Source organism: Enterobacter sp. FB, assembly GCF_000805795.1.
GTDB classification, from domain to species: domain Bacteria; phylum Pseudomonadota; class Gammaproteobacteria; order Enterobacterales; family Enterobacteriaceae; genus Enterobacter; species Enterobacter roggenkampii.
Map to the genome: position 1 here is coordinate 18378 of NZ_JSZC01000016.1, position 26053 is coordinate 44430.

A 26053-nucleotide genomic window follows, 5' to 3' on the forward strand; every position below is an offset into this window, starting at 1 on the left:
CCCGCCGAAGCGGGTTTTTTATTAGCGACTCAACGATTACTCGTTGTCGGAGCCACCCAGACCTGCGTTCAGCAGTTCTGCCAGGCTCGCGGATGCATCTTCAGCAGTAACCTGCGGTGCAGCTGGCAGTTCGCCTGCAGCACGACGACGCATACGATCCTGATGGTACGCATAACCGGTACCAGCCGGGATCAGACGACCCACGATAACGTTCTCTTTCAGACCGCGCAGTTCATCACGTTTACCTGCAACAGCGGCTTCGGTCAGGACACGAGTCGTTTCCTGGAACGATGCTGCAGAGATGAAGGACTCGGTTGCCAGAGACGCTTTGGTGATACCCAGCAGATCGCGCGAGAAGGTCGCACCGATTTTGCCGTTCGCTTCCAGTTCGCGGTTAGCGATCTTGACGCGTGAGTATTCAACCTGCTCGCCTTCGAGGAACTCGGAGCTGCCCGCGTTTTCGATGGTTGCTTTACGCAGCATCTGACGAACGATAACTTCGATGTGTTTATCGTTAATCTTAACGCCCTGCAGGCGGTATACGTCCTGTACTTCGTTAACGATGTAACGAGTAACAGCATGCACACCACGCAGACGCAGGATGTCGTGCGGCGCTTCTGGACCGTCGGAAACCACGTCACCACGTTCTACGCGTTCACCTTCGAACACGTTGAGCTGACGCCACTTAGGAATCATCTCTTCGTACGGTTCGCTGCCATCTACTGGAGTGATAACCAGACGGCGCTTACCTTTGGTCTCTTTACCGAAGGAGATGATACCGCTGATTTCAGCCAGGATTGCCGGCTCTTTCGGACGACGTGCTTCGAACAGGTCCGCAACGCGTGGCAGACCACCGGTGATGTCCTTGGTACCGCCGGATTCCTGAGGAATACGCGCCAGGGTGTCACCAGAGCTGATCTGTACGCCATCTTCCAGCTGTACAATCGCTTTACCCGGCAGGAAGTACTGCGCAGGCATATCGGTACCTGGGATCAGAACGTCATTACCCTGAGCATCAACGATTTTCAGTGCAGGACGCAGATCTTTACCACCGGTAGTACGTTCAGCAGAATCCAGAACCACCAGAGAAGACAGACCGGTCAGCTCGTCAGTCTGACGAGTAATGGTCTGGCCGTCGATCATGTCAGTGAAGCGGATGAAACCACTTACTTCGGTGATAACCGGCATGGTGTGTGGATCCCAGTTTGCAACGGTTTCACCGCCGGCAACCTGCTCGCCATCACCTTTCGCCATAACCGCACCGTAAGGCACTTTATAGCTCTCTTTGGTACGACCGAATTCGTCGATCAGCTTCAGCTCGGTGTTACGTGAAGTGATAACCAGTTTACCGCTGGAGTTCACAACCGATTTCGCGTTGCTGAGCTTGATGCTACCTTTGTTTTTCACCTGGATGCTGGATTCAGCAGCCGCACGAGATGCCGCACCACCGATGTGGAACGTACGCATCGTCAGCTGTGTACCCGGCTCACCGATGGACTGTGCCGCGATAACGCCGATGGCTTCACCTTTGTTGATGATGTGGCCACGCGCCAGGTCACGACCGTAGCAGTGCGCACATACACCAAAGTCGGTGTCACAGGATACAACGGAACGCACCTTCACGGAGTCAACAGAGTTCGCTTCCAGCAGGTCACACCACTGTTCGTGCAGCAGGGTGTTGCGTGGAACCAGAATGTCTGCGGTGCCCGGCTTCAGGATGTCTTCCGCGGTCACACGACCCAGTACGCGATCGCGCAGTGGCTCTTTAACATCACCACCCTCGATAACCGGGGTCATGGTGATACCTTCGAGGGTGCCACAATCGTCTTCGGTCACAACCAGATCCTGCGCAACGTCTACCAGACGACGCGTCAGATAACCGGAGTTCGCGGTTTTCAGTGCGGTATCCGCCAGACCTTTACGCGCACCGTGCGTGGAGATGAAGTACTGGAGTACGTTCAGACCTTCACGGAAGTTCGCGGTGATTGGCGTTTCGATGATGGAGCCATCTGGCTTCGCCATCAGACCACGCATACCTGCCAGCTGACGAATCTGTGCTGCAGAACCACGCGCACCGGAGTCGGCCATCATGTAGATGCTGTTGAAGGAAACCTGCTGCTCTTCTACGCCGTCACGGTTAATCACGGTTTCGGTCTGCAGGTTGTCCATCATCGCTTTGGATACACGATCGTTCGCCGCTGCCCAGATATCGATAACTTTGTTATAGCGTTCGCCCGCGGTAACCAGACCAGACTGGAACTGCTCCTGGATCTCAGCAACTTCAGCTTCCGCTTCAGAGATGATCTCGTGTTTCTTCTCTGGGATGACCATGTCATCGATACCAACAGATGCACCTGAACGCGCTGCATAAGCAAAGCCGGTGTACATAGTCTGGTCAGCGAAGATAACGGTCGGCTTCAGGCCCAGAATGCGGTAACAGGTGTTCAGCATTTTGGAGATCGCTTTCTTGCCCAGCGCCTGGTTGACGATGGAGAAAGGCAGACCTTTCGGTACGATCATCCACAGAATGGCACGGCCAACGGTCGTGTCTTTCAGGCTGGTTTTCGCAACGAATTCGCCGTTTGCATCTTTTTCGTATTCGGTGATACGCACTTTAACGCGCGCATGCAGAGAGGCCAGGCCAGCGCGATAAATACGCTCAGCTTCTTTCGGGCCAGTCAGCACCATGCCTTCGCCTTTGGCGTTAACACAGTCACGGGTCATGTAGTACAGACCCAGTACAACGTCCTGAGAAGGAACAATGATTGGCTCACCGTTCGCTGGAGACAGGATGTTGTTGGTAGACATCATCAGCGCACGCGCTTCGAGCTGGGCTTCCAGCGTCAGCGGTACGTGAACAGCCATCTGGTCACCATCGAAGTCGGCGTTATATGCCGCACAAACCAGCGGGTGCAGCTGGATCGCTTTACCTTCGATCAGGACTGGCTCAAATGCCTGGATACCCAGACGGTGCAGTGTTGGTGCACGGTTCAGCAGTACCGGGTGTTCGCGGATAACTTCGTCCAGGATATCCCAAACGACAGCTTCTTCACGCTCAACCATTTTCTTAGCGGCTTTGATGGTGGTGGCCAGGCCACGCAGTTCCAGCTTGCCGTAGATGAACGGTTTGAACAGCTCCAGTGCCATTTTCTTCGGCAGACCGCACTGATGCAGACGCAGGTATGGACCTACGGTGATTACAGAACGACCGGAGTAGTCAACACGCTTACCGAGCAGGTTCTGACGGAAACGACCCTGTTTACCTTTGATCATGTCGGCCAAAGATTTCAGAGGACGTTTGTTAGAACCGGTGATCGCACGACCGCGACGACCGTTATCCAGCAGGGCATCTACCGCTTCCTGCAGCATACGTTTTTCGTTGCGTACGATGATGTCCGGCGCAGCCAGATCCAGCAGACGTTTCAGACGGTTGTTACGGTTGATCACGCGACGATACAGATCGTTCAGATCGGACGTTGCGAAACGACCACCATCCAGCGGAACCAGTGGACGCAGATCTGGCGGCAGAACCGGCAGAACGGTCAGGATCATCCACTCTGGCTTGTTACCAGACTGAACGAACGCTTCCAGCAGTTTGATACGCTTGGTCAGTTTTTTACGCTTGGTTTCGGAGTTGGTTTCGTTCAGCTCTTCACGCAGCTGCTCGCACTCTTGCTCCAGATCCATGCTCTTCAGCAGAGCCTGAATAGCTTCCGCACCCATCTTCGCGTCGAATTCGTCACCGAACTCTTCCAGCGCGTCCAGATACTGCTCTTCAGTCAGGATCTGATGACGTTCCAGGTTCGTCATCCCGCCTTCGATAACCACATAAGATTCGAAGTACAGAACACGTTCGATATCACGCAGCGGCATATCCAGCAGCAGACCGATACGGGACGGCAGTGATTTCAGGAACCAGATGTGAGCAGTCGGAGACGCCAGCTCGATGTGGCCCATGCGCTCACGGCGCACTTTGGTCTGGGTCACTTCAACGCCGCACTTCTCACAGATCACACCGCGGTGTTTCAGGCGCTTGTACTTACCGCACAGGCACTCGTAATCTTTTACTGGCCCGAAAATACGCGCACAGAAAAGGCCGTCACGCTCAGGCTTGAACGTACGGTAGTTGATGGTTTCCGGCTTTTTAACTTCACCGAAAGACCATGAACGGATCATGTCTGGCGAAGCCAGAGCAATTTTGATCGCATCAAACTCTTCGGTTTTAGTCTGCGCTTTCAGAAACTTTAATAAATCTTTCACGGATTTGCTCCCGTCGGAGTTAGCACAATCCGGTGCCGGGGGTTAACCCGGCACCAGTGACCTGTTTGAGCGAGAATTACTCGTCTTCCAGTTCGATGTTGATACCCAGCGAACGAATCTCTTTCAACAGTACGTTGAAGGATTCTGGCATGCCTGGTTCCATCTGATGGTTGCCGTCCACGATGTTCTTATACATCTTGGTACGACCGTTCACGTCATCAGACTTAACGGTAAGCATTTCCTGCAGGGTGTATGCCGCGCCGTATGCTTCCAGCGCCCACACTTCCATCTCCCCGAAGCGCTGACCACCGAACTGTGCCTTACCACCCAGCGGCTGCTGAGTAACCAGGCTGTAAGAACCGGTAGAACGAGCGTGCATCTTGTCGTCGACCAGGTGGTTCAGTTTCAGCATGTACATGTAACCTACGGTTACCGGACGTTCGAACTGTTCACCGGTACGGCCGTCAAACAGCGTAATCTGACCAGACGTTGGCAGACCACCCAGTTGCAGCAGCTCTTTAATTTCAGCTTCTTTTGCACCGTCGAATACCGGCGTTGCAATTGGCATACCTTTGCGCAGGTTCTCTGCCAGACGCAGCACTTCTTCATCGCTGAAGGTGTTCAGGTCGACTTTCTGACGCACGTCGGTACCCAGATCGTAGGCACGCTGGATGAATTCGCGCAGTTTCGCGACTTCCTGCTGCTGTTTCAGCATGGCGTTAATCTTGTCGCCGATGCCTTTCGCAGCCATACCCAGGTGAGTTTCCAGGATCTGACCAATGTTCATACGAGACGGTACGCCCAGTGGGTTCAGTACGATATCTACCGGCGTACCGTTAGCATCGTGCGGCATATCTTCGATCGGGTTGATCTTAGAGATAACACCCTTGTTACCGTGACGACCTGCCATCTTATCACCAGGCTGGATCTGACGTTTAACAGCCAGATAGACCTTAACAATCTTCAGCACGCCTGGTGCCAGATCGTCGCCCTGAGTGATTTTGCGGCGTTTCGCTTCGAGTTTTTTCTCGAACTCGTGTTTCAGTTCGTCATACTGCTCAGCCAGCTGTTCCAGCTGATTTTGTTTCTCTTCGTCGGTCAGGCCCAGTTCCAGCCAGCGATCGCGTGGCAGTTTGTCGAGCTTCTCAGCTTCAACGCCACCGGCAACCAGCACCGCATAGATACGGCTGAACAGACCCGCTTCGAGGATCTGCAGCTCTTCAGACAGGTCTTTCTTAGCCTGTTTGAGCTGCATCTCTTCGATTTCCAGCGCACGCTTATCTTTCTCAACGCCATCACGAGTGAAGACCTGAACGTCGATAACCGTACCGGAAACACCGTTTGGTACGCGCAGAGAAGAGTCTTTAACGTCAGACGCTTTCTCACCGAAGATGGCACGCAGCAGTTTCTCTTCTGGCGTCAGCTGGGTTTCACCTTTCGGCGTAACCTTACCCACCAGAATGTCGCCGCCGGTCACTTCCGCACCGATGTAAACAATACCGGATTCATCCAGTTTGGAGAGCGCAGCTTCACCCACGTTAGGGATGTCAGCAGTGATCTCTTCTGGCCCCAGCTTGGTGTCACGGGACACACACGCCAGTTCCTGAATGTGGATGGTGGTGAAACGATCTTCCTGAACCACACGCTCGGAGACGAGGATGGAGTCTTCGAAGTTGTAACCGTTCCACGGCATGAACGCTACGCGCATGTTCTGACCGAGCGCCAGTTCACCGAGGTCGGTGGACGGACCGTCTGCCAGCACGTCGCCGCGCTCAACTGGCTCACCCAGAGATACGCAAGGCATCTGGTTGATACAGGTGTTCTGGTTAGAACGGGTGTATTTGGTCAGGTTATAAATGTCGATACCTGCTTCGCCCGGGTACATCTCGTCTTCGTTAACTTTGATAACGATACGGGAGGCATCCACGTACTGAACAGTACCGCCACGTTTAGCAACTGCAGTAACACCGGAGTCAACGGCAACAGCACGTTCCATACCGGTACCAACCAGCGGCTTATCAGCACGCAGAGTTGGAACGGCCTGACGTTGCATGTTCGCACCCATCAATGCACGGTTGGCGTCATCGTGTTCCAGGAACGGGATCAGGGACGCACCGACGGATACCACCTGCTGGGTGGATACGTCCATGTAGTCAACCTGGTCGCGGCTGAACAAGCTGGATTCGCCTTTGCTACGGCAGGTCACCAGATCTTCTACAAAGTGGCCTTCGTCATCCAGGTTGGAGTTCGCCTGAGCGATAACGTAGTTGCCTTCTTCGATAGCAGACAGGTAATGAATTTCGTCGGTAACAACACCGTCGGTCACTTTACGGTACGGGGTCTCGAGGAAACCGTATTCGTTAGTCTGTGCGTACACGGACAGGGAGTTGATCAGACCGATGTTTGGACCTTCAGGCGTTTCGATTGGACATACGCGACCGTAGTGGGTCGGGTGTACGTCTCGAACTTCGAAGCCTGCACGTTCACGGGTCAGACCGCCTGGGCCGAGTGCAGAGATACGACGCTTGTGCGTAATCTCAGACAGCGGGTTGTTCTGGTCCATGAACTGAGACAGCTGGCTGGAACCGAAGAACTCTTTCACTGCTGCAGAAATCGGCTTGGCGTTGATCATATCCTGAGGCATCAGGGTATCCAGATCGCCCAGAGACAGACGCTCTTTCACCGCACGCTCTACACGTACCAGGCCAACGCGGAACTGGTTTTCCGCCATTTCGCCTACGGAACGGATACGACGGTTGCCGAGGTGGTCGATGTCGTCCACTTCGCCTTTGCCGTTACGGATATCGATGAGCTTCTTCATCACTTCGATGATGTCGTCTTTGCTCAGGATACCGGAACCTTCGATTTCGTCGCGCAGCAGAGAACGGTTGAACTTCATACGACCAACCGCGGACAGATCGTAGCGGTCTTCGGAGAAGAACAGGTTCTCGAACAGGCTTTCAGCCGCTTCGCGAGTTGGTGGCTCACCAGGACGCATCATGCGGTAGATTTCAACCAGCGCGCTCAGACGATCGTTGGTTGGGTCGACGCGTACAGTCTCAGAGATGTACGGACCGTGGTCCAGATCGTTGGTGAACAGCGTTTCGATACGTTTGTGGCCAGCCTGACTCAGCTTAGCCAGCAGATCCAGGCTCAGCTCCATGTTAGCCGGGCAGATCAGCTCGCCAGTTGATTCATCAACGTAATCTTTCGCGGCTACTTTTCCTGCAATGTATTCAACCGGAACTTCGATGTGTTTGATATCATCTTTTTCCAGCTGGCGGATGTGGCGCGCGGTGATACGGCGACCTTTTTCCACATACACTTTGCCGTCGGCTTCGATGTCGAACGACGCGGTCTCACCACGCAGACGTTCCGGCACCAGCTCCATCTGCAGCTTGTTGTCGCGGATTTCAAAGATCACTTTCTCAAAGAACAGGTCCAGGATCTGCTCAGTGGTATAGTTCAGTGCACGCAGAATGATGGTTGCAGGCAGTTTACGACGACGGTCGATACGGACAAACAGGTTGTCTTTTGGATCGAACTCGAAGTCCAGCCAGGAACCACGGTAAGGAATGATGCGTGCGTTATACAGTACTTTACCGGAAGAGTGCGTTTTACCTTTATCGCTGTCGAAGAAGACGCCCGGGCTACGATGCAGCTGGGAAACGATAACACGCTCAGTACCGTTAATAACGAAAGTACCGTTGTCCGTCATGAGTGGAATTTCACCCATGTAGACTTCTTGTTCTTTAATGTCTTTTACGGTGCCTTCCGGCGCTTCGCGCTCGTAGATCACCAGACGCAGTTTCACGCGCAGCGGTGCGGAATAGGTCACGCCACGGATCTGACATTCCTGAACGTCAAACACCGGTTCGCCAAGGCGGTAGCTGACGTACTGCAGCTCGGAGTTACCGCTGTAGCTCTGAATCGGGAACACGGAGCGGAAGGCTGCTTCCAGACCGTACTGCCCTTCAGGATCTTGCTCGATAAACTTCTGGAACGAGTCAAGCTGGATAGAAAGGAGATATGGAATGTCCAGAACTTGTGGACGTTTACCAAAATCCTTACGAATACGTTTTTTCTCGGTATAGGAGTAAACCATAGGGTTCCTCAGCTCGCTGACAAGTCGACCCATCTGTCCGACGAAGGGACAGTTTGTGCAACACCATTTTGTGGACCGGAAAATTGAATACTTTCCGCAATACCTGTTGCTATCACGCTTAAACCATTTCATTGCGATTTACACAGAGCGAGCACCCTGTCGCAATATATTAAGTCGTCGATAGAAACATGCATTGTCAGGACAATCAGCAGTCAAACAGTGTGAAATGCTACTGATGCCTTACAGCGCAAAAAGGCTGGTGACTAAAAAGTCACCAGCCATCAGCCTAATTTCTTAGGCTGCAACCAGAAAAGTTGGCTTATTTAACTTCAACTTCAGCGCCAGCTTCTTCCAGAGATTTTTTCAGTGCTTCTGCGTCGTCTTTGCTCACGCCTTCTTTCAGCGCAGCTGGAGCAGATTCTACCAGGTCTTTAGCTTCTTTCAGACCCAAGCCAGTTGCGCCACGTACTGCTTTGATAACAGCAACTTTGTTCGCGCCAGCAGCTTTCAGAATTACGTCGAATTCAGTTTTTTCTTCAGCAGCTTCAGCCGGGCCCGCAGCTACAGCTACAGCAGCAGCAGCAGAAACACCGAATTTTTCTTCCATTGCAGAAACCAGCTCTACAACGTCCATTACGGACATAGCTGCTACTGCTTCAATGATTTGATCTTTAGTGATAGACATTTAAATTGTTCCTGAAAATCAGAATAAGTTTATACGTAAGCAAATGCTTTATAAAGATAACTGCGATTAAGCAGCTTCTTTCGCATCGCGTACAGCAGCCAGAGTGCGAACCAGTTTGCCAGCCGCAGCTTCTTTCATGGTTGCCATCAGGCGTGCAATTGCTTCTTCGTAGGTCGGCAGGGTTGCCAGGCGATCGATTTGCGATGCCGGGATCAACTCACCTTCAAAGGCTGCAGCTTTGACCTCAAATTTTGCATTCGCTTTCGCGAACTCTTTGAACAGACGAGCAGCAGCGCCCGGGTGTTCCATAGAGTATGCAATCAGGGTCGGACCAACAAACGTGTCTTTCAGGCACTCGAACTGAGTACCTTCAACTACGCGGCGCAGCAGGGTGTTACGAACAACACGCATGTATACGCCAGCTTCACGACCTGCTTTACGCAGTTCAGTCATTTTGTCTACAGTAACGCCACGGGAATCCGCAACTACTGCAGACAGCGCGCCTTTGGCTACTTCGCTGACTTCAGCAACAATCGCTTGTTTGTCTTGAAGATTTAAAGCCATTAGCTTTGCTCCTGGATGTTTGCCGGAACTCATGTTCCGGAACTCACTTCACTCTCCCCAACGGGAAGAGCGTCTTAATACGGTGAGCAGAAACAAGCCAGAGTATCCAAAAATAATCTTAGCGTTCTGTCACCGTCTACGCAGGGGATTAAGTCTCTTGCGAAACACCTGCGGTCTTCGACGGAGGCCTGGATTAGGCCAGGCTCCAACGAACAAATCTTTTAGCCGCTAACAATTGTTAGCAAACGTGGGGGTAAGATTGTAGACAAAATCACCGCCCACGTAAAGGCATTAGTTTGCAGCAGCGCTCAGGCCAGCCTGGTCAACTGCAACACCTGCACCCATGGTGGTGGAAATGCTAACTTTCTTGATGTACACGCCTTTCGCCTGAGTTGGTTTTGCTTTTTTCAGCGCAACCAGCAGAGCTTCCAGGTTTTCTTTCAGTTTGTCAGCGTCAAAGTCCACTTTACCGATGGTGGTGTGGATGATGCCGTTTTTGTCGTTACGATAACGAACCTGACCTGCTTTAGCGTTCTTAACCGCTTCAGCAACGTTAGGGGTTACAGTACCCACTTTCGGGTTTGGCATCAGGCCGCGTGGACCCAGAACCTGGCCCAGCTGGCCAACAACGCGCATTGCATCTGGAGAAGCAATAACAACGTCAAAGTTCATTTCGCCTTTCTTGATCTGATCAGCCAGATCTTCCATACCTACCAGTTCAGCGCCGGCAGCTTTAGCAGCTTCAGCGTTTGCACCCTGAGCAAATACAGCTACGCGAACGGAACGGCCAGTACCGTGTGGCAGTACAGTTGCGCCACGAACGTTCTGATCGGATTTACGCGCGTCGATGCCCAGGTTAACGGCAACGTCAACGCTTTCAACGAACTTAGCAGTTGCCAGTTCTTTCAGCAGAGCGATAGCTTCGTTGATGTCGTACTGTTTGGTCGCATCAACTTTGTCACGGATCACGGACATGCGCTTGGTCAGTTTAGCCATTTCTTAGTCCTCCACTACCAGGCCCATGGAACGTGCAGTACCTTCGATTGAGCGAGTCATCGCTTCAATGTCGGCACCAGTCATGTCGGCAGCTTTGGTCTGCGCGATTTCCTGCAGCTGAGCGCGGGAAATTTTACCCACTTTGTCTTTGTTCGGTTTACCAGAACCAGACTTGATACCAGCCGCTTTCTTCAGCAGAACTGCTGCAGGAGGGGTTTTGGTAACGAAAGTGAAAGAACGGTCAGCGTAAACAGTGATTACGACTGGGATTGGCAGACCTTTTTCCAGGGATTCCGTTTTTGCGTTGAACGCTTTACAGAATTCCATGATGTTCACACCCTGCTGACCCAGAGCTGGACCAACTGGTGGACTTGGGTTCGCCATACCAGCTGCAACCTGCAGCTTGACGTAGGCTTGTACTTTCTTAGCCATTCTAAAATCCTCTGATTGGGTAATAGCGCCTCAGTGAGGCTCCCCGTGAATAAAATTCGTTTTACGGGCCGGGCCCATAAAAACAAAAGGCGCGAAATTGTATTCCAATCTCGCGCCCTGTGCAACGATTAAATCGTCGCTTTTTTGATCGCTGCTTAGGCTTTTTCGACCTGCGCAAAGTCCAGTTCTACCGGGGTCGCACGACCGAAGATAGATACTGAAACTTTCAGGCGGGACTTTTCGTAGTCCACTTCTTCAACGACGCCGTTAAAGTCAGCAAACGGACCGTCATTAACACGAACCATTTCACCCGGTTCAAACAGCGTTTTCGGACGCGGCTTATCACCAACCTGCTGCAGGCGGTTCATAATCGCATCCACTTCTTTGTCGCTGATTGGCGCTGGACGGTCAGACGTGCCGCCGATAAAGCCCATCACGCGCGGTACGCTGCGCACCAGGTGCCAGCTCGCGTCGTTCATCACCATCTGAACCAGCACGTAACCCGGGAAGAATTTGCGCTCGCTTTTGCGACGCTGGCCGCCACGGATCTCGACCACTTCTTCGGTCGGAACCATAACTTCGCCAAATAACTCTTCCATGTTGTGTAATTTGATATGCTCACGCAGCGACGTTGCTACGCGGCCTTCAAAACCGGAAAACGCCTGAACGACGTACCAGCGCTTTTTAGGGGCTTCAGACATCTCAGAACCTCAGGCCAGTGATAAAGGATACCAGGCGAACCAGAATACCATCCAGTCCCCACAGGATCAGTGACATTACAGCGGTAACCGCCGCTACGATCAGCGTGGTGTGCAATGTTTCCTGGCGAGTCGGCCAAATTACCTTACGGACTTCGGTACGCGCTTCGCGAGCAAAAGCGACGGTCGCTTTGCCTTTCGTCGTCAACAGCGCGACACCACCCGCTGCAGCAATCAGAATTACCACTGCAAGCGCGCGTAGCGGCAGCATCATGTCACGATAAAGGTAGTTGCCGACAATCGCTACGATCAGCAGAACGGCTACTACTACCCATTTCATCGCTTCCAGGCCGCGCCCGCTCCCTTGAGCTTCGGTATTCGCACTCATAAACCAACCTGTCAGAAGTATTCTACAAACATTTTCACCCCGCGATTGCGAGGCAAACCAAATCGAAATGCTAATTCGCTTTTCGAATTATACGCTCTCTGCAGAGCCTGTCTCAGCAATGATTATGACAAAAATAATCACTGATGAGCCAGGTTCTGACGTGAAAGCGTGCAAAAAGGGCATCAAATGATGCCCTTTTATTGCGCATTGCGTCAAATGTTATCAGCAATTAGCCGAGAACTTTAGCAACCACGCCCGCGCCAACGGTACGGCCACCTTCACGGATTGCGAAACGCAGACCGTCGTCCATCGCGATTGGGTGGATCAGAGTCACAACCATCTTGATGTTGTCGCCTGGCATTACCATCTCAACGCCTTCTGGCAGTTCGATGGTACCGGTCACGTCAGTAGTACGGAAGTAGAACTGTGGACGGTAGCCTTTGAAGAACGGAGTATGACGGCCGCCTTCGTCTTTGGACAGGATGTACACTTCAGATTCGAACTTGGTGTGTGGCTTGATTGAGCCTGGCTTCGCCAGAACCTGACCACGTTCGATTTCTTCACGTTTGATACCACGCAGCAGAACACCAACGTTCTCACCAGCACGGCCTTCGTCCAGCAGTTTGCGGAACATTTCAACGCCAGTACAGGTAGACTTCGCAGTCTCTTTGATACCAACGATTTCAACTTCTTCACCAACTTTGATGATACCGCGCTCTACACGACCGGTAACAACGGTACCACGACCGGAGATGGAGAATACGTCTTCGATTGGCAGCAGGAATGGCTTGTCAATCGCACGCTCTGGTTCTGGGATGTAAGAATCCAGGAAGCCAGCCAGTTCGATGATTTTCGCTTCCCACTCTGCGTCGCCTTCCAGCGCTTTCAGAGCAGAACCACGAACGATTGGGGTATCGTCGCCTGGGAAATCGTACTGAGACAGCAGTTCACGAACTTCCATCTCTACCAGTTCCAGCAGCTCTTCGTCATCAACCATGTCGCATTTGTTCAGGAACACGATGATGTAAGGAACGCCTACCTGACGACCCAGCAGGATGTGCTCACGAGTCTGAGGCATTGGGCCGTCAGTCGCAGCAACAACCAGGATCGCGCCGTCCATCTGCGCAGCACCGGTGATCATGTTTTTAACATAGTCGGCGTGGCCTGGGCAGTCTACGTGTGCGTAGTGGCGAGTCGGGGTGTCGTACTCAACGTGAGAGGTGTTGATGGTGATACCACGAGCTTTTTCTTCTGGTGCGTTATCGATCTGGTCGAATGCACGAGCAGAACCACCGTAGGTTTTTGCCAGAACGGTAGTGATTGCAGCGGTCAGCGTTGTTTTACCATGGTCAACGTGGCCGATAGTACCGACGTTAACGTGCGGTTTTGTACGTTCAAACTTTTCTTTAGACATCGATTGTCCCTCTAAGACACGGATAAATCGGTGATATCACCACATCAACCAGGCGAAATGCCTGAATTGTTGAATACAGTAAAATTGAAACAGAGAGAAATGGGAAGGAGAAGTGAAGTGGTGCTGATACCCAGAGTCGAACTGGGGACCTCACCCTTACCAAGGGTGCGCTCTACCAACTGAGCCATATCAGCACGTATTGGAGCGGGCAGCGGGAATCGAACCCGCATCATCAGCTTGGAAGGCTGAGGTAATAGCCATTATACGATGCCCGCATCCTGAAACTCGGCTACCCAGTTCTTTCTGTAACAAAAAAAGAGATTTCTCTCTTTTTCAGTTTGAGCTGGCTAATTTTTCCAACCAGCTCCGGCGGCATTTACGCTGCCAGAAAGTGGTGGTGGGGGAAGGATTCGAACCTTCGAAGTCTGTGACGGCAGATTTACAGTCTGCTCCCTTTGGCCGCTCGGGAACCCCACCGGACTTGATGGTGCCGACTACCGGAATCGAACTGGTGACCTACTGATTACAAGTCAGTTGCTCTACCTACTGAGCTAAGTCGGCATCAAGTAGCGCGCATTCTATGGATACCTGCGCGGTCATGCAACTAAAAATTTGCATAAAACGTTCTTTCGCTCACATTTTATGCTAACAGCGTGTTGAGCGCTGTAAAAGTAGTCATTCACGGTCAAATAATCAACATGTAAGGGGTATTTGCACTGTAAACACCGTAGCGTGACGGCCTCCGCGTAACGCAGCGCTTTCCATCTTTTTTCTTATTATTCCTGTCATCTGGTGTTAACCTCCTGCCCATTGTCCAAAATTAACTGTGTGATGAGCCACGATCCGGCAGTTTAATGCTGGCTCACTGAAGCATGCTTATGAGCAAAAAAGAGCAAACGTTAATGACGCCTTATCTTCACTTTAACCGCAGCCAGTGGGCTGCCCTGCGTGATTCCGTCCCTATGACGCTGACGGAAGGTGAAATCGCACGGTTAAAAGGGATAAACGAAGATCTGTCCCTTGAAGAAGTGGCAGAAATTTATCTCCCCCTCTCGCGCTTGCTTAACTTCTATATCAGCTCGAACCTGCGTCGTCAGGCGGTGCTGGAGCAGTTTCTCGGGACGAACGGTCAACGCATTCCTTATATCATCAGTATCGCAGGCAGCGTGGCCGTGGGTAAAAGCACCACCGCACGCGTCCTGCAGGCACTGTTGAGCCGCTGGCCGGAACACCGCAGCGTGGAGCTGATCACGACCGACGGCTTCCTGCATCCAAACGAAGTATTAAAAGAACGCGGGCTGATGAAGAAGAAAGGCTTCCCGCTCTCTTATGATATGCACCGTCTGGTGAAGTTTGTCTCCGATCTGAAATCCGGCGTGCCTCACGTGACGGCGCCGGTCTATTCGCACCTGATCTACGATCGCATCCCGGGTGGGGATAAGACGGTGGTCCAGCCGGATATTCTCATTCTGGAAGGACTCAACGTGCTGCAAAGCGGCATGGACTATCCTCACGATCCGCATCACGTCTTTGTCTCGGATTTCGTCGATTTCTCTATTTATGTCGATGCGCCGGAAGACCTGCTGCAAAACTGGTACATCAACCGCTTCCTGAAGTTCCGCGAAGGGGCGTTCACTGACCCGGATTCCTATTTTCACCACTATGCTCAGCTTTCTGAAGAAGAAGCGATCAATGTGGCCACGGGACTGTGGAATGAAATCAACTACGTGAACCTCAAAGAGAACATCCTGCCGACGCGCGAGCGCGCGAGCCTGATCCTCACCAAGAGCGAGAAGCACGCCGTCGACCAGATTCGCCTGCGGAAATAATCAAGCAGACATAAAAAAACCGGCTTATCGCCGGTTTTTTTCGTTATGCCTGTGGCTTCTCGCCATTTTCATCCTGATCGACCGCGAAGCAGGCAACCAGCTGGCCGCCATAATCCTTCAGCTGCGGCTGGAGCTGGGTGCACGGGCCAAAGCGGCGACTGCAGCGGGCGTTGAATGCACATCCCGGAGGCGGATTCAGCGGGCTTGGCAGTTCACCCGTCAGCTTAATACGCTCACGACGATCGTCCGGGTTCAGACGCGGCGTCGCAGACAGCAGCGCCTGGGTATAAGGGTGACGAGGGTTATTAAAGATCTGGTCTTTGGTCCCCTTCTCCACGCAGCGCCCCAGGTACATCACCATCACTTCATCGGCAATATGCTCCACCACCGACAGGTCGTGGGAGATGAACACGTAGGAGAGCCCCAGCTCCTGCTGGAGATCCATCATCAGGTTCAGCACCTGCGCCCGCACGGAGACGTCGAGCGCCGACACCGGCTCATCGGCAATCACCACGTCCGGGTCAAGCATCAGCCCGCGTGCGATGGCGATACGCTGACGCTGGCCACCGGAGAACATGTGCGGGTAGCGGTCATAGTGCTCGGTTTTGAGGCCGACCTTCGCCATCATCGCCAGCGCTTTTTCACGGCGCTGCTCTTTGCTCAGATTACTGTTGATCAGCAGCGGCTCTTCCAGAATCTGCCCCACCTTTTTACGCGGGTTCAGCGAACCGTACGGGTTCTGGAACACAATCTGGATTTTCTGGCGACGCAGCTTCTGCGCCTGCGGGTCGTGCTTGAGCAGATCCTGCCCTTGATAATAGAGCTCGCCGCCGGTCGGCACTTCAATCATCGTCAGCAGACGGCCCAGCGTGGATTTCCCGCAGCCGGACTCCCCCACCACCGCCAGCGTTTTACCGCGTTCGAGGTTAAAGGAGACGCCGTCCAGCGCTTTCACCAGGCGTTCAGAGGCAAACAGCCCCTTCTTAACCGGGTAATATTTTTTCAGGTCGATGGCCTGCAACAGCGGCTGTTGCGTGGTGGCCTGTTGCGTACTCATAGTGTTGGCCTCCCGGCATCATCGAGTGGGTAGTGGCATTTCGACTGACGACCGTCAGCCAGCTGGTTCAGCTCTGGTTCTTCCGCCCGGCATTTGTCCGTCGCATACGGACAGCGCGGATTGAGCAGACAGCCCTGCGGACGGTCATATTTGCCCGGCACCACACCCGGCAGCGACGCCAGACGCGCTTTATCCTGAGCAAACTCCGGCAGCGCGCGTAAAAGCGCCTGGGTATACGGGTGACGCGGCGCGCGGAAGATATCGTGTGAATTGCCGGTCTCGACCACCTGGCCGGCATACATCACGATGATTTTGTGCGCAGCTTCGGCCACCAGCGCCAGATCGTGCGTAATCAGCACCAGCGCCATGTTCTCTTTCTGCTGCAGCTCCAGCAGCAGCTCGATGATCTGTGCCTGGATGGTCACGTCCAGCGCCGTCGTCGGTTCATCGGCAATCAGCAGCTTTGGCCGACAGGCAATCGCCATGGCGATCATCACGCGCTGGCTCATCCCGCCTGAAAGCTGGTGCGGGTAAACGTCCAGACGCGATGCCGGGTCAGGAATGCCCACCTGGTTCAGCAGATCGATCGCCCGCTGACGACGCGTTTTCTTATTCCCGCCCTGGTGCACCTTGATTGCTTCCATAATCTGGAAACCGACGGTGTAGCACGGGTTCAGGCTGGTCATCGGATCCTGGAAAATCATCGCCACTTCCGCACCCACCAGCTGGCGGCGCTGTTTCTCAGAAATGCGCTTCAGGTCCTGACCGTTGAACTGCAGGTTTTCCGCCATCACGCGGCCCGGGTAATCAATCAGCCCCATGATCGCCAGCGAGCTCACTGACTTACCGGAACCGGACTCCCCGACAATGCCAACCACTTCGCCCTGATTTACGCTATAGCTGATGCGGTCCACGGCGCGAAACGGGGTGCCTTCATCGCCGAAGTGCACCGATAATTTATCTACATTTAATAACGCCATCTCGTGCCTCTTACTGCTTCAGTTTGGGATCAAGCGCATCACGCAGGCCATCACCCATCAGGTTAAATGCCAGCACCGTCAGCAGGATTGCCAGACCCGGGAAGGTGACAACCCACCAGGCGCTTTGTGCGAACTGCAACACGTCGGAGAGCATGGTGCCCCACTCCGGTGTTGGCGGCTGCGCACCCATGCCCAGGAAGCCAAGAGCGGCCATATCAAGAATGGCGTTAGAGAAACCGAGCGACGCCTGAACGATCAGCGGCGCAAGGCAGTTAGGGAAGATATTGACGAACATCTGGCGCATCGCACCGGCACCCGCCACGCGAGAGGCGGTGACGTAATCGCGGTTCACTTCCACCAGCACCGCCGCACGGGTTAAACGCACATAGTGAGGAAGCGCCACGAACGTCAGCGCCAGGGCGGCGTTACCGATCGACGGACCGAAGATCGCCACCAGCACCAGGGCCAGCAGCAGGCTTGGCAGCGCCAGCATGATGTCGACGATACGCATGATGATGTTATCAACGATACCGCCGAAGTAGCCGGCAACCAGACCCAGTACGATCCCCATAATCAGGGATAACACCACCACCAGGCAGCCGACCAGCAGCGACAGGCGCGCACCGTACATCAGACGCGACAGCACATCGCGGCCAACATCATCGGTCCCCAGCAGGTGCGCCAGGCTACCGCCATCCTGCCAGGCAGGCGGGGCGAGCAGCGCATCGCGGAACTGATCCGCCGGGTTATACGGCGCGAGGACGTTCGCAAAAACCGCAATCAGGATCATGATAGCGACATACACCAGCCCCACCACCGCGCCTTTGTTGCGCTTGAAGTAGTGCCAGAACTCCTGCATCGGCGTCATCGGAACCGGTGCAGCAACAACTTTGTTTTCAGAAACCTGTGACATGATGGCCCCTTACTTCTTATGACGAATACGCGGGTTCACCACGCCGTACAGCAAATCGACCAGCAGGTTGACGAGGATAATCATCGTCGCGACCAGCAGCACACCGCCCTGCACCACCGGATAGTCACGGCGTTGCAGCGCGTCAATCAGCCAGCGACCCAGGCCCGGCCAGGAGAAGATGGTTTCGGTCAGGATCGCCCCCGCCAGCAATGTCCCCACCTGGAGACCGATAACGGTCACCACCGGCAGCATGGCGTTACGCAGCGCATGGACGATGATAACGCGCATACGCGTCAGGCCCTTGGCGCGCGCGGTGCGGATATAATCCTCACCCAGCACTTCCAGCATCGATGAACGGGTCATACGCACGATCACCGCCAGAGGAATGGTGCCCAGCACCATGGCAGGCAGGATCATATGCGCGACGGCATCCATGAAGTTGCCCTCTTCGCCCCAGATAGCCGTATCAATCAGCATAAAGCCGGTGAGCGGGTTGGTGTCATCCAGGAAGACCATATCGCTGACGCGCCCGGAGACCGGTGTCAGGTTAAGCTGCACCGAGACCAGCATGATCAGCATCATGCCCCACCAGAAGATAGGCATGGAGTAGCCGGTCAGCGCCAGGCCCACAGCGGTGTGGTCAAAAATAGAGCCACGCTTAACGGCAGCCAGTACCCCGACAGGAATACCCACCGCGGTGGCGAAAATCATGGCGCAGACGCCAAGCTCCAGCGTCGCTTTAAAACGCGGCACGAACTCGTCCCACACCGGAAGACGGCTTTTCAGCGAAATCCCTAAATCACCGTGCAGCACGCCCCAGATATAGTGGAGATACTGCTGCCACATTGGCTTATCGAGGCCGAGTTCAGCCAGCAGCTGTGCATGGCGCTCAGGGGAAATACCACGCTCGCCCGCCATAATCATTACCGGGTCGCCGGGGATCATATGGACGAAGGCAAAAGTGAGAAGGGTGATACCGATAAACGTGGGGATAACAAGTCCCAGACGTCGGAGGATGAACTGCAACATAACCCGGATTCTCTCTGATGACGCACGACCAGTGGCGTGACGTCTGTATTGCTCACAAATCTTATCCCCTCTCCTTTCAGAGAGAGAATTAAGCACTGCTGCCGGGTGGCGCTACGCTTACCCGGCCTACATACCGTAGGCCAGTGCAAGCGCAGCGCCGCCTGGCGTTGCTTTTAATTATTCAACCGATACGTTTTCGAAGTGGTGTTTGCCCAGTGGATCAACCACGTAGCCTTTCACTTCTTTACGCACTGGCTCGTACACGGTGGAGTGAGCAACAATCAGCGCCGGAGCCTGATCGTGCATAACAACCTGCGCCTGCTTGTACAGTTCAATACGTTTGTTGTGATCGTCGGTCGCACGCGCCGGCTGGATCAGGTCTTCAAACGGCTTGTAGCACCAGCGAGAGTAGTTAGAACCGTCTTTCGCTGCAGCACAGCTGAACAGGGTGGCGAAGAAGTTGTCCGGATCCCCGTTGTCACCGGTCCAGCCCATCATCACTGCCTGGTGCTCACCCGCTTTGGCGCGCTTCAGGTACTCGCCCCACTCGTAGGTCACAATCTTGGCCTGTACGCCAATCTTCGCCCAGTCAGCCTGAACCATTTCTGCCATACGGCGTGCGTTCGGGTTGTACGGACGCTGTACCGGCATCGCCCACAGCTCAACGGTGAAGCCTTTATCCTGGCCCGCTTCTTTCAGCAGCGCTTTCGCTTTCTCAGGATCGTAGGAGTAGTCTTTAACGTCGTCGTTATAGCCCCACATGGTTGGTGGGATCAGGTTTTTGGCTGCAACGCCAGCGCCCTGGTAAACCGCCTTGATGATCGCTTCTTTGTTCACCGCGTAGGTCAGCGCCTGACGCACTTTCACGTCATCAAACGGTTTCTTCTCGGTGTTGAAGGAGAGATAGCCCACGTTCAGGCCAGCCTGCTCCAGCAGGTTGATGTTCTTGTCCTGCTTCATGCGGGCGATGTCAGCCGGGTTCGGGTATGGCATCACCTGGCATTCGTTTTTCTGCAGTTTTGCATAACGTACTGACGCATCAGGCGTGATGGAGAAGACCAGACGATCAATCTTCGGCTTGGTGCCCCAGTAGCCTTCGAACGCTTTGTACAGAATGCGGGAGTCTTTCTGATACTGCAGCAGCTGGAATGGACCGGTACCGATTGGGTTCAGGTCGACTTTTTCCGGCGTACCGGCTTTCAGCATATTGTCCGCGTACTCTTTGGAGAGAATTGAGGCGAAGTCCATGGCCAGGTCAGCCAGGAACGGTGCTTCCGGACGCGTCAGCACGAACTGAACGGTATTATCGTCCACTTTTTTCACTTCAGAGATCAGATCCGGCAGACCCATCCCTTCGAAGTATTCATAGCTGCCGCCAGAGACTTTGTGGTACGGGTTCTGAGCGTTTTTCTGACGGTCGAAGGAGAACACAACGTCGTCGGCGTTAAAGTCGCGCGTTGGTTTGAATTCTTTGCTGTCCTGCCACTTCACGCCCTTGCGCAGGTGGAAGGTGTAGGTTTTACCGTCTTCGCTGACGTCCCACTTCTCGGCCAGACCCGGAATCACTTCCGTGGTGCCGGTTTTGAATTCAACCAGACGGTTATAGATCGGTACAGAGCTTGCGTCGTAAGTCGTACCAGAGGTAAAGAGCTGTGGGTTAAAGCCTTCCGGCGAGCCTTCAGAACAGTAAACCAGGGTTTTTGCCTGTACGCTTGCTGCCACGGTCATAGCCACCAGGCTCAGACCAAGCTTCAGCATCCCTGACTTCTTCAAGGAAATACTCATTATTCTGCTCCAATGTGATGTTTTGCTTTGTTGTGTTACGCCGCCAGACCTTTATTTATTTTTTACCCGGTCCGGTCGGAGGTGCCCGAAGGCGTTAAAGGGATGGAGAATCCTTTCAGAAGAGCGTTTGAGTTGCAGCGCAGATCGTCCCTGAAATGCCCCTCATGCCCTACAATCTGTCAACAGAATGTGAAAACGTCAATACAGGTGACGGGGATTTACGCTGAGTGTGAGAAACCGCAAACAAAGATTAAAAAAACCATGAGCGTCAGTTTTCAGCAGGGAAATTTATGCTACTCGCCATGTTGCAGCACAACTATCTTCATATTTCGCAACAATCAGTGATTAACTTTTATTCAGAATGGGTAAATTTTCTTGCAGAATGGTGATTATCTGAGCACTAAATACCGCGAACGTTAAAACGCACAGCGAAAAATGCTGAGGTTATCCATAAGCAACGCGAAAAAAGATCAATCTATATATAAAAAAATACAATGGATTATGTCACAAAATCGTTAACAGGCAGGGAGAAGCGGGCGTAAGGGGCGTTTTGATTACTCTGAAGAGCTAAGGCCATAATGCAAAAAGGGCTAACCTTACGGTTAGCCCTTTTCAGAATGTGGTCGGCGAGAGAGGATTCGAACCTCCGACCCACTGGTCCCAAACCAGTTGCGCTACCAAGCTGCGCTACTCGCCGAATGCGGAGCGCATCTTACTGCTGAGGTGCGCCCCCGTCAATCCCTTATTTTCAAAAAGCCATTCAACTGGCGATATTCTCGCCAGAGCAGCTACTGCGCGGCTTTTGCGCTGTTAGCAGGGAGTTTACACCAGTTGTTGTTTTCGTTAATCCCACCGTTCGGTGAGGTGTAGCCGAGACAACCCATAATGGTGTCGTACAGTTCAACGTGACGACGCGGCACCTTCATTTCCGCCTCTTTCTTCAGATGGGCAAACATCTTCGCTTTCTCCGGGTCTTCCAGGTACTTATCGGACATCCACACCATCATTGGCACGCGGAACTGCTCCGGCGGCGCCATCTTGCGTGGCGTACCGTGCAGATGTTCGAACTCATTGATAGATTCACCGTGGTCCGCCGCATAGAAGACAATAGCCTTCTTATCGCGAACCTGGTCAATCACCGAATCAATAAAGTGATCCACATACATCACGGAGTTGTCATAAGAGTTAATCAACTGGGCTTTGGTGCAGTCTTTATCCACTCCGACGCACTCCGGCGTCCATTTGGCAAAGCTGCGGGGGTAGCGCTGCGTGTAGTTAAAGTGCGACCCTTTGGTATGAAGGATGATCATATGCTTACCATCAGGATTCCCGTTGAGTGAGAGTTTCATCTCATCAATCAGCAACATGTCATCGACAGGTTTGCCACGGTTGCGCGCCTCTGCGCCAATCTGCTCGCGGTAGGAGATGTTTTGCGCCATGGTGTTGCTGTAGAACCACATCTCACTCTGCATCGCATAGAGGTCGGAGGTAAACCCAAGCTGATGCAGCACCGAGAAGACGTTTTGCTCTTTTAGCGTACGCTGCGGGTTATCGCTCGCCCCGCCCTCGCGCACAAACATGCAGCGCAGGGAAAGCTTGGTGGCGGTATCACAGGAATAGCCACGATAGGCAATCAGGTTCTTTTCCTGCGCCAGTTTAGGCGTGGTATCACGGTTATAGCCGAGAATGCCCATATGATCCCAGCGCGTGGTCTCTCCGATAATAAAGACGACGTAGGTATCGTCAATATCCTTTGGCGCCACATAGGTAAACTTCTTCGCCGGGTTTATCAGCGACTTATTATCCGAGGACTCATCCACCTGCGCCCACGCATACAGCCCTAGCGCGGAGATCCAGTTAGACGGTAAATAAGAGTTGGCAACCACGCCACCGTAGCTCGGCATATCCACGCCGGAGGTACGCTCATCATTCTTCTGCTTCACCTCCAGCAGACGAATCGGCCCCCAGACCATCAGGCCCGCCAGCAGCACCACGGCGACGCTTCTGAATCGCTTTCCTGGCGTGCGGATCTGGTGAACAAGGGTATAGCGGCAGCGGTTGCTCCAGATGAGCAGCAGCGGCAAGGCGCTGACCGCTACCAGCCAGAGGATAAAGTGCAGCCCCACAACCTCTTTAGAGAGGTCGATATCCGTGGTCATCACCGAGGCAATAATGCCGTAGCCAATCACCACGTTCATAAAAGTCATGTAATAGCTGGCACCCGCCGAGCACAGCACGATAAACGTTGCCAGCACTCGCCACACGCGACGGCCAAACAGGGTAAGAATACGGAATAAAAAGAAGGTGACCAGTACCGCAGCGACCAATTCGACAACCGCTGCAATTCCTTTCCAGACGGTAAAATCATGCGCGTAACCGTCAAACCGACGGAAAAAAACTGCGCCGTTCATAAACAGGCCGATGTACAACGCCAGCAAAAAGCAGAGCTTTTGTTGCGCCATCGATTTAATGTATTTCATGCAAGCTACCCGGAAAAAGGGACAGTACCGCCGCCCACCTCGATTAAAAAGTGGGCAGATTAGACATACGCTCAGGGGATCGTTCAATGAAACGTCTACAGGCGTGGTAAGTAGACCACAGGGAAGCGGAAAAGTGGCAGAAGAGAGTGTGATCAGTACAGTTATTTACAAAAAAGCAAATCCAAAAACAGACAAAATCGCTTTATTTCCACTTTTAAGAAAACAAAAAGGCCGGATTACCGGCCTTTCTCGTCGTGATTATGCATGAACTTCTTTAAAAACTTCACGTTGCGGCTGGCGAATCGTGGTTGACAGCGCCAGGGAGATAATCAGCAAGGCAAATATCACGCAGAAGGTTACGTAGAACCCGCCGAACAGTGAAGCAATCAGCGAGCCACAGATACTGCCGATCCCGAAGCCCAGATAGATCACGCCGTAGTTTTTCGCCAGATTGTTCAGGCCAAAGAACTCGCTCACCAGTGACGGGAAGACGGTAATGGTGCCGCCGAAGTTAAAGGCCACGCAGGCAATTGCCGCGAAGAAGGTGGCTTCATTCAGCGGAGCGAACAGCAGCGCCGCCATACCGACCAGCGAAACCACCTGCCCAATCGTAATCACGCGGATGCGGGCGATTTTGTCGGACAGAATACCGAGGACCAGACGACCGGAGAGGTTAGCAATGGAGATGACGGTCACCGCGTTGGCCGCCGTGGCTGCATCCAGTTTCACCATCCCCTGTGCGATATCTTTCGCGACGCCGATGACATACAGGCCGCTCATGCAGGCCGTCAGGAACATCACCGCCAGCATCCAGTACTGCGGTTTACGCATGGACTGCGCGAGGGTGAAATCATTCTCCACCACGCCATTCACGGATTTCACTTCCTGCTGCGGCGCATCCTTCATCAGCGTGGCGCCGAACAGAATCATCACCAGCACGATTGCGCCCCAGATCATAAAGGTTTTTTCGAGACCGACGGACGCCAGCAGATGGGCATCGATAAATTTGAACCCGAGGCTGCCCAAACCATAAGAACCAATGGCAAACGCAGAGATTAAGCCTTTACGTTCCGGGAACCACTTCACGCAGTTTGACAGCGTCAGCAGATAGCCCGCGCCGTCCGCCAGTCCCACCAGCACGCCCGCACTCAGCCAGAGCATCATCAGATTGCTGGAATGCGCGGTCAGGAAAAAGCCCAGCCCCAGCAGGATGCCGGACGCCATGGTCACGCGCTTCACGCCAAAACGCTCCTGCAGCTTGCCCGCGACGGAAGATGAAATCGCCAGACCCAGGCTCAGCAAACCAAAGGAGAACGCGACCTGGCTGACCGGTGCGCCGAGTTTGTCAGAAAGCGCACTGTTAAACAGGCTCCAGGTATAGACAGATCCCAGCGCAAACTGAGTGACGATGGTACCAAAGAGCGTGAGCCAGCGCGTGCGGTTATAGGTTGATGTGTTCATGGCAGTTGTCCTGCAAGATAAATTGAGGGAATTCGCTGAGGACAACGATAAACAAAACCTCAATATGCCTGGGGTAAAACGGCATGAAATGCAGGCGGAACGGAATGAAATGCCTGGAACCGGGAATGAACGACCTAGCACGGGAATAAAGCGACAGCGTGTTAGTATCTGCTATCGCTGTAAAGCCCGTGGTTATTGTATTCGAGATGTTATCGTAACGTTTAAAAAAAGTAACAACGCTAGAAATTGGCGCTGACGCCGAGGGTGTATAAAAACTCCTCACCGGTGGTGGTATGCTCCCCCTGAGCCAGCGAGGCATAGGCCGCCATGTGCGTATTAAAGGGAATATCCGTTCCCACGGTGACATCCATCCAGCTGCCGTTTTGGGCAGGAGCTGGCGTTTGCGGCATACCAAACTGCGATTTCCACTGGTTTTCACCAAACTGTTGGTTATAGCTGATCTGCGCCCAGGGCCGGAGATCGCCGTACTGGGTGTTAACGCGCCACCCCAGCGTGCTGACGCTGGCATGCCAGAGCGGGTCCGTAACTGACTGTGTCGACGCGCTATCACCAAACTCGTTGATCATCATGGGAGCCGTGCCGTCGTACCGCCACGCCACCACCGGGCCGGTGGTAATTCGCGCTGAAACGGGAAAATTCCATCCTACGCTCATCGCCCCCTCTGTCGTGCTGCCAGACGGTATATTCAGAGCAAGACCCGGCGCATTTTGCGAAGACTGAATACGCTCCGCGAGAATATCCTCATAGCGCGGTTGGTGATCCGCGTCCCATGTATAGCGTTCCGCCGTATTATTTTGGGCGTCTGAAACGATATATTCCTGTTGCCAGGCAGACGCTGTATTACAAAAAAACAGGCAGGCTGAAATCCCCACCAGACCAGACACAGCATGGCGACCACTGATTTTTTTTATCATCTTCAACGCGACCCCAGAGAGAGCCGAATTCGGCGATATTTG

At 53.5% G+C, this 26053-nt stretch carries 19 protein-coding genes and 5 tRNA genes; 2 read left to right on the forward strand and 22 right to left on the reverse strand.

Features of this window, described 5'->3' with window-relative positions:
* Positions 1 to 36: 36 nt before the first annotated feature.
* From rpoC to PI91_RS20930, 13 genes are all read right to left on the reverse strand, one after another.
* A complete protein-coding gene (gene rpoC, locus PI91_RS20865; protein WP_008503454.1) occupies positions 37 to 4260 on the reverse strand; it encodes a DNA-directed RNA polymerase subunit beta' in 4224 nt (1407 codons plus the stop codon).
* A gap of 76 nt (positions 4261 to 4336) precedes the next feature.
* Positions 4337 to 8365: a DNA-directed RNA polymerase subunit beta gene (gene rpoB, locus PI91_RS20870; protein WP_008503453.1), complete on the reverse strand. Its 4029-nt coding sequence runs from the start codon at positions 8363 to 8365 to the stop codon at positions 4337 to 4339.
* 319 nt (positions 8366 to 8684) lie between these two features.
* Entirely contained in the window at positions 8685 to 9050 is a 366-nt protein-coding gene (gene rplL, locus PI91_RS20875; protein WP_002445276.1) for a 50S ribosomal protein L7/L12, read from the reverse strand.
* Positions 9051 to 9116: 66 nt separating this feature from the next.
* Positions 9117 to 9614, reverse strand: a complete 498-nt coding sequence (gene rplJ / locus PI91_RS20880; RefSeq protein WP_003862338.1) for a 50S ribosomal protein L10 — start codon at positions 9612 to 9614, stop codon at positions 9117 to 9119.
* 291 nt (positions 9615 to 9905) lie between these two features.
* Positions 9906 to 10610, reverse strand: coding sequence for a 50S ribosomal protein L1 (rplA, locus tag PI91_RS20885; protein ID WP_006810530.1), 705 nt, complete (start codon positions 10608 to 10610; stop codon positions 9906 to 9908).
* Positions 10611 to 10613: 3 nt separating this feature from the next.
* Entirely contained in the window at positions 10614 to 11042 is a 429-nt protein-coding gene (rplK, locus tag PI91_RS20890) for a 50S ribosomal protein L11 (protein ID WP_008503452.1), read from the reverse strand.
* 155 nt (positions 11043 to 11197) lie between these two features.
* The gene (gene nusG, locus PI91_RS20895; protein WP_003862341.1) at positions 11198 to 11743 is read right to left on the reverse strand and encodes a transcription termination/antitermination protein NusG; all 546 of its coding nucleotides are present in this window, start codon (positions 11741 to 11743) and stop codon (positions 11198 to 11200) included.
* 1 nt (position 11744) lies between these two features.
* Positions 11745 to 12128, reverse strand: coding sequence for a preprotein translocase subunit SecE (gene secE, locus PI91_RS20900; RefSeq protein WP_003862342.1), 384 nt, complete (start codon positions 12126 to 12128; stop codon positions 11745 to 11747).
* A 229-nt stretch (positions 12129 to 12357) separates the two neighbouring features.
* Positions 12358 to 13542 carry an elongation factor Tu gene (gene tuf, locus PI91_RS20910; protein WP_014830236.1) on the reverse strand — a complete coding sequence of 395 codons (1185 nt, stop codon included), beginning with the start codon at positions 13540 to 13542 and terminating at the stop codon, positions 12358 to 12360.
* Between the two features lie 118 nt (positions 13543 to 13660).
* Positions 13661 to 13736: transfer RNA gene (locus tag PI91_RS20915), tRNA-Thr, on the reverse strand.
* A gap of 6 nt (positions 13737 to 13742) precedes the next feature.
* Positions 13743 to 13817: transfer RNA gene (locus PI91_RS20920), tRNA-Gly, on the reverse strand.
* Between the two features lie 117 nt (positions 13818 to 13934).
* A tRNA-Tyr gene (locus PI91_RS20925) sits at positions 13935 to 14019 on the reverse strand.
* Between the two features lie 8 nt (positions 14020 to 14027).
* Positions 14028 to 14103: transfer RNA gene (locus PI91_RS20930), tRNA-Thr, on the reverse strand.
* 317 nt (positions 14104 to 14420) lie between these two features.
* Here PI91_RS20930 and coaA point away from each other — a divergent pair.
* Positions 14421 to 15371, forward strand: coding sequence for a type I pantothenate kinase (gene coaA / locus PI91_RS20935; RefSeq protein WP_021242480.1), 951 nt, complete (start codon positions 14421 to 14423; stop codon positions 15369 to 15371).
* 43 nt (positions 15372 to 15414) lie between these two features.
* On the opposite strand, the gene dppF is transcribed toward coaA, so the two are convergent.
* From dppF to eptB, 7 genes are all read right to left on the reverse strand, one after another.
* On the reverse strand, positions 15415 to 16428 hold the full coding sequence (dppF, locus tag PI91_RS20940; protein ID WP_039267024.1) for a dipeptide ABC transporter ATP-binding subunit DppF: 1014 nt from the start codon (positions 16426 to 16428) through the stop codon (positions 15415 to 15417).
* Positions 16425 to 17408 carry a dipeptide ABC transporter ATP-binding protein gene (gene dppD / locus PI91_RS20945; RefSeq protein WP_008502772.1) on the reverse strand — a complete coding sequence of 328 codons (984 nt, stop codon included), beginning with the start codon at positions 17406 to 17408 and terminating at the stop codon, positions 16425 to 16427. Before dppD ends, dppF begins: the two co-directional genes overlap by 4 nt.
* Before the next feature lie 10 nt (positions 17409 to 17418).
* Positions 17419 to 18321 carry a dipeptide ABC transporter permease DppC gene (dppC, locus tag PI91_RS20950; protein ID WP_008502771.1) on the reverse strand — a complete coding sequence of 301 codons (903 nt, stop codon included), beginning with the start codon at positions 18319 to 18321 and terminating at the stop codon, positions 17419 to 17421.
* Positions 18322 to 18330: 9 nt separating this feature from the next.
* Positions 18331 to 19350, reverse strand: a complete 1020-nt coding sequence (gene dppB / locus PI91_RS20955; RefSeq protein ID WP_024909087.1) for a dipeptide ABC transporter permease DppB — start codon at positions 19348 to 19350, stop codon at positions 18331 to 18333.
* Between the two features lie 177 nt (positions 19351 to 19527).
* Positions 19528 to 21135 (reverse strand): dipeptide ABC transporter periplasmic-binding protein DppA, encoded by a 1608-nt coding sequence (dppA, locus tag PI91_RS20960; protein WP_008502769.1) that lies wholly within the window; start codon positions 21133 to 21135, stop codon positions 19528 to 19530.
* 620 nt (positions 21136 to 21755) lie between these two features.
* Positions 21756 to 21832: transfer RNA gene (locus PI91_RS20965), tRNA-Pro, on the reverse strand.
* 91 nt (positions 21833 to 21923) lie between these two features.
* Positions 21924 to 23615: a kdo(2)-lipid A phosphoethanolamine 7''-transferase gene (eptB, locus tag PI91_RS20970; protein WP_039267026.1), complete on the reverse strand. Its 1692-nt coding sequence runs from the start codon at positions 23613 to 23615 to the stop codon at positions 21924 to 21926.
* Positions 23616 to 23748: 133 nt separating this feature from the next.
* Here eptB and PI91_RS26565 point away from each other — a divergent pair, with 133 nt between their 5' ends.
* On the forward strand, positions 23749 to 23883 hold the full coding sequence (locus PI91_RS26565) for a hypothetical protein (RefSeq protein ID WP_255355298.1): 135 nt from the start codon (positions 23749 to 23751) through the stop codon (positions 23881 to 23883).
* Here the strand turns inward: PI91_RS26565 and PI91_RS20975 are convergent.
* On the reverse strand, positions 23874 to 25076 hold the full coding sequence (locus PI91_RS20975) for an MFS transporter (protein WP_008502767.1): 1203 nt from the start codon (positions 25074 to 25076) through the stop codon (positions 23874 to 23876). The two genes, PI91_RS26565 and PI91_RS20975, sit on opposite strands and share 10 nt — an antisense overlap.
* Positions 25077 to 25315: 239 nt before the next feature.
* On the reverse strand, positions 25316 to 26011 hold the full coding sequence (locus tag PI91_RS20980) for an autotransporter domain-containing protein (RefSeq protein ID WP_021242477.1): 696 nt from the start codon (positions 26009 to 26011) through the stop codon (positions 25316 to 25318).
* Positions 26012 to 26053 lie beyond the last annotated feature (42 nt).